This is a genomic window from Calidithermus chliarophilus DSM 9957 (assembly GCF_000430045.1).
Taxonomy (GTDB): domain Bacteria; phylum Deinococcota; class Deinococci; order Deinococcales; family Thermaceae; genus Calidithermus; species Calidithermus chliarophilus.
Genome location: NZ_AUQW01000001.1, coordinates 1 through 4,776 on the forward strand (window position 1 = coordinate 1; position 4,776 = coordinate 4,776).

Below are 4,776 nucleotides of genomic sequence, written 5' to 3' on the forward strand. Positions count from 1 at the left end.
AGCCGCGCACAGCGCCTCCAGGGCGGGGCGCTCGAGGTGGCGCTGCCAGCCCTGCGAGACCCACGCCGCGCCCACCGGGGCGTACCAGCGGCGCTGCACGTAGCCGTAGGCTGCCCCGTCGCGCCGCAGGGCCACGAAGGGGTGCAGGGCCCGGGTCCCGGTCAGCCGCCCGATGGCGGCGGTCACCTCGGCGAAGCCCGCCCCCAGCAGCAGGTGCTCCTCGAGGGCCAGCCCGTCGCGGCCGCTCTCGCAGGGGTGGGTGACGAACTCCTCGCGCCGCACCCCCACCAGCGCCCGCACCGTCCCGCCCTCGCGCCAGAACACCACCCGGGCGACGGTGGCCTCCTCGCCCGCGCGCACGGGCGGGTGGGTGACCCACCCGCCCGCGTCGTAGGTGCGCAGGGCGTCGGCCAGGGCCCAGGGGTTGGGGTCGGCGTAGGTGTTGCGGCCGCGGCGCCGGTCCACGCCGGCGGCCAGCTCGCCCAGGCGCTGCAGCACCGCGCGCACTTCGCCCGGGACTGGGTGGAATCGGAATTCCCCGTGCATGCTCCCTCCTCAGTCTTAGCCGAGGGTGAGCCCCTCGGGCACCACCACCTTCTCCACCCCGGTGTGCCCGACGACGATGAGCACGTCGCCAGGGTTGAAGGGGACGCGCGGGTCGAGCCGCACCCCCAGCCCGGTGAGCAGCGCGGCGAACTCCGCCGCGCCTTCGTCCATCGCCACCACCTCACGGGCCCCCTGAAGGAGCGCCCGGGCCTCGGGCTCGCTGACGGGCTCCCCCTGGGACAGCCGGCCTTGCAAGACGATCGCTCTCATCCTCACTCTACCTCCTATCAGTAAGTAGTATATCGCTTATCTCATGAAGCGCAGAGCCCCGCCCGCGGGCGGGGCTACAATGGCCGCATGGACTACCTGTACAGCCTTGACCGCTGCCACGAACTCCAGCTGGGGGTCTTGCGCTACGAGCACGGGACGAACTTCGGCGGCCCCGGCCCCCTCTTCGCGCGGGAGAACGTGTCGGGCAGCCTTGAGCAGCTGCCCGCCTGGATGGCGCGAGGGGAGGCGGGGTTGCTGGGGGATCGGGCGCGCGCGGTGTGGGAGGTCCTCAGCCGGGCGGACCCCGGCGCCTTGCCCCCCCGGCTGCGCGCCGTGCTGGCAGGGGCGGGCGTGGGACCTGACCCCGGCGTGTCGGTGCGGCTGACCCTCTTCAGCACCGGCCACGTCGCCGTGTTCGTGAGTGAGCAGCGGCCGGGGCTGGGCCACCTGCCGCTGTGGCAGGGCCTGTTCAACCCCGACGGCAGCCGCCCCCCGAAACTGCGCGACCACGAGGCGGAGGCGCTGCGCCGGGCGCTGCCCCACCTGCCCGAGCGCCCCGAGGCCCTGCTGCTGCTGCGGGGCCTGGCCCGGGCCCTGCGCTGGCTGGAAGGGGGGGACGCGCTCGACGGCTGGGGCACCCCCCAGCCCCCGCTCGAGCCCTCCCAACGTGAGCGGCTGCGCCCCGTGGTGGAGCAGGCGGTGCTGGAGTGGCAGGGCGACCTGCTGGCCTGGCTGGAGGACGGGCGGCCGCGCTGGCGCTGGCTGGAGGCGGCGCTGCTGGACCCCGCTAAGCCTGCCAGCCCGCGGGCTTAGCGCCCCCGCTGCCCGGCCCGGTCGGGTGCTCCTGCGTGATTAGTGATATCCTCCTATGTGATAGGAGGAAATATGCACGAAGAGCAGACGACGAGCCTCGAGCGGCGCTTCACCCCCTACGGCGCGGCCTTCTACTGGCGCGGGGAGCTGGTCGGCTACGCCGACGAGGCCGCGCCCCTGCACTGGCCCCGCGGGCTGGGACCGCAGGAGGTGCTGGCGGCTGGGGGGTTGAGCCTGGAGGAGCGGCACCGCCTGATGCTGTGGGCGCAGGGTTTTGCGGTGCCGCCGAGGTACGAGGCCCTTGGACGCTACTTCGGCTGCGTTGCCCGCCCCCAACCCCGCTACTTCTACCTCGGCCGACCCCTGGAGCACCCCGAGCAGGTCGAGGACTGGGACGAGGCCCTGGCCGACCTCGACAACCGCGCACGTGCCCACCTGGCGGCCTGGCGACGCACCGGCCGCTGGGACCTGAGCCGGGTGGAGGACTGGGGGGTGGCGCTCCTCGGGTTCCTCTACGAGGGCGGCCGGGTGCTGTTGGACCCGCAGGGCCACGAGCTGTACCGCAGCAGCGACCATGCGCCGCGCCCCGAGCTACTGCGCTGGTTGGCGAGCGCCCCGACCGCGTTGCTGGAGAAGCTGGGGGGGAGCACCTTCCAAACCTGGAAGGTCAACCCCCACGCCCCGCCCGACCTGACCCCGCTGTGCACCTGGGAGCGGCACGGCCGCCCCTGGATGCTCGTCCGCCTGAACGGCGAGGTCTGGTTGCTGGGGCCGCAGGACGAGCCCCGCGGGGGTGGGCCTGAGACCGTCGACCTCCTCAGGGCCGCCGTCGCGCCGGGGGTGTGGCTCATCCCGCGGGCCCGACGGGCGCTGGCCCGCCTGGCCCCCCTCTTCTCGCCCCACGACCCCACCGCACCGCTGTGGGTCCACGCCACCACCGGCGCCCGCATCGAGGGCGCGAAGCTGGGGGAGGTCACCTCGGTGCGCCTCCTGCGGCTGGACGGTTTCGAGGTGCTGGTGACGAACACCCGGCAGGTCTATGCCCGCCATGGGGACCGGTGGCAGATGATCGGGCCCCACTGCGAGGAGGGACTGCTGCTGGCCCTGGCGCGCGAGCGACTGATCGACCTGAGCCCGCTGGCGCAGCGCTGGGGGCAGCAGCTGCCCCAGGGCCTGCTGTTGGCGCGATACCTCGGCGAGCTGGATGGCGTGGTCTACGGGATTCATCCCGGCGGCATCGTCGCACTGAGCCGGAGGGGCTGCTGGAAAGTCTGGTCGGGGTCTTCCCAGGAGGAGTGCGTCGCGGAGCTGCGACGGCAGGGGCTGCGGGCCCTCGAGGTCCAGACCCGGCTGGCGGCCCTCTAGCCGCGAGGGCCGCGCGGGAGGCACAGCAACGGTGGGGCGGGCCGCTGGGCCCGCCCCTTCTTCGTGCTGTGCCTGTGTCGGCTCGGCGGTGGCGCTAACGATCCTCCGGCCGGTCCTCGCGGCGGCGGGGCACGGCCCGGGCAAGCCCGGGCAGCACCTCCTCCACCAGCGCCGCCAACAGCCCACCCAGGCCGAACACCGCCACCATGGTCGCCAACACGATCACCGTCGCATCGCTCATGCTTTTCCTCCTATCGAGAAAAAACATATCACAACCAAGCGAACGGGGTGGCGGCACCCCGGATCGGTGGCCGGGCGCGCTCAGCGCGGGGCGGGAGAGGAGCCGTCCCGTTCTGGCTCCTCCTCGGGTGGGGCAGCCGTGCCCTGGGCCAGGCGCTGCTCCAGCACCTCCCGCAGCGAGTAGAAGCTGCGCCCGTAGACCAGCCGGGGACGCAGCCGGCCCTGGCGGGCCCACTCCAGCACGGTGCGCGCCTTCACCCCCGCGCGCGCCGCCGCCTCGCGCAGGGGCACCAGCTCGCCCTGCAGGCCCTCCTCGAGCAGGGCCTGCAGGAGGGCCACGCTCAGGGGGTCGAGGCACAGCCGCCGCCCGCCCGCCCGCACCTCCACCGGGCGGCAGGGGCGAAGCAGGGCGAGCAGCTCGAGCAGGTTGCCCGGCACCGGCTCGACGCGGACCGGGGGCTTGGGGTCGGCGTTCATCCACTGCATAGCTTGAATGATACATCGATAACGGATAGGAGTAATTCCTTATCTCTGCCAGCCGATCTCGACCTATTTACAGCTCTATCGGCTAAAGGTACGATTTTTCATGATAGGAGGTAATGGTATGAACGACATCAACAAGGCCGTCGGCATCGCGCTCGCCGCTTCCGTCCCGGTCCATCTCATCGGGGCCCCTGGCGTGGGCAAGACCGCACTGGTGGAGAGCCTGGCCCGGCGCATGAAGCGCCACCTGGAGGTGGTGGTCGCGAGCAACCGCGACCGCACCGACTTCGGCGGCTTCCCGGTGCTGGAGGGGGGCGAGGTGCTGCTGGCCCCGCAGGCCTGGGTGAAGCGGCTCCTGGCCCCCCAGGGTGCCATCCTCTTCCTCGACGAGATCGGGGGTTGCCCCCCCGACGTCCGCCCCGCGATGCTCCGCGTGCTCGCGGAGCGCTGGGTGGGGGAGGTGCGGCTGCCGCCCGAGCGGGTGGCCCTCGTGGCCGCGTCCAACCCCAGCGAGTGGGGGGAAGGCGAGGGGCCGGAGTCCTTCAGCCTGGCCATGCGCACCCGCATGGCCCACCTGCACTACCCGGCCCCCGGGGCGCAGGAGTTCGCCCAGGCCCTGCTGTCGGGCTGGGGCGACCCCCTCGCCGGCGTGGAGTTGCCCACTGCGCAGGCGGTGGACGCGCGCAGGGGGGAGGCTAAGGCGCTGGTGGCGGGGTTCCTCGCCCGCTACCCCGAGGCGGTGGCCCCGACCCCCAAGCCGGGGCAGGAGGTGTGGGGCTGGCCCAACCCCCGCACCTGGGAGCGCATGGCCGTCTCCGCGCTGGCCGCCTGGCTGGCGCTGGGCGCCCGCGAGGCCGACCGCGGGGCGTTGGAGCTGCTGCTGGTGGGGATCCTCGGCCCCTACGGCCAGACCTTCGGGGCCTGGCTGCGCGAGCAGGACCTGCCCGACCCCGAGGCCATCCTGGCCGACCCCGAGGGGCACCCGCTGCCCGGCCGGGCCGACCTGGCCTATGCCACGGTCGGCGCCCTCACGGCCGCGGTGGTGCGCCAGCCGAGCGC

Annotated in this window: 7 protein-coding genes; 3 read left to right on the forward strand and 4 right to left on the reverse strand. The window is 73.5% G+C overall.

Annotated elements, in window-relative coordinates; genetic code table 11:
- On the reverse strand, positions 1-546 hold a 546-nt coding region (locus MEICH_RS22770; RefSeq protein ID WP_036218032.1), incomplete at its 3' end, for a hypothetical protein.
- A gap of 15 nt (positions 547-561) precedes the next feature.
- Complete coding sequence (locus MEICH_RS0100010) at positions 562-816, reverse strand: hypothetical protein (RefSeq protein WP_027890921.1); 255 nt, start codon at positions 814-816, stop codon at positions 562-564.
- Between the two features lie 87 nt (positions 817-903).
- Between MEICH_RS0100010 and MEICH_RS0100015 the strand changes: the two genes are divergently transcribed.
- Both MEICH_RS0100015 and MEICH_RS0100020 read left to right on the forward strand, forming a co-directional pair.
- Positions 904-1,629, forward strand: a complete 726-nt coding sequence (locus MEICH_RS0100015) for a hypothetical protein (RefSeq protein WP_027890922.1) — start codon at positions 904-906, stop codon at positions 1,627-1,629.
- 72 nt (positions 1,630-1,701) lie between these two features.
- Positions 1,702-2,994: a hypothetical protein gene (locus MEICH_RS0100020; RefSeq protein WP_027890923.1), complete on the forward strand. Its 1,293-nt coding sequence runs from the start codon at positions 1,702-1,704 to the stop codon at positions 2,992-2,994.
- A 94-nt stretch (positions 2,995-3,088) separates the two neighbouring features.
- Here MEICH_RS0100020 and MEICH_RS28260 read toward each other — a convergent pair whose 3' ends face one another.
- Positions 3,089-3,235, reverse strand: coding sequence for a hypothetical protein (locus tag MEICH_RS28260; RefSeq protein ID WP_157202524.1), 147 nt, complete (start codon positions 3,233-3,235; stop codon positions 3,089-3,091).
- A gap of 80 nt (positions 3,236-3,315) precedes the next feature.
- Entirely contained in the window at positions 3,316-3,720 is a 405-nt protein-coding gene (locus tag MEICH_RS0100030; protein ID WP_027890924.1) for a MerR family transcriptional regulator, read from the reverse strand.
- 118 nt (positions 3,721-3,838) lie between these two features.
- Here MEICH_RS0100030 and MEICH_RS0100035 point away from each other — a divergent pair.
- Positions 3,839-4,776 (forward strand): AAA family ATPase (locus MEICH_RS0100035; RefSeq protein ID WP_027890925.1); only part of this gene is annotated, 938 nt, incomplete at its 3' end.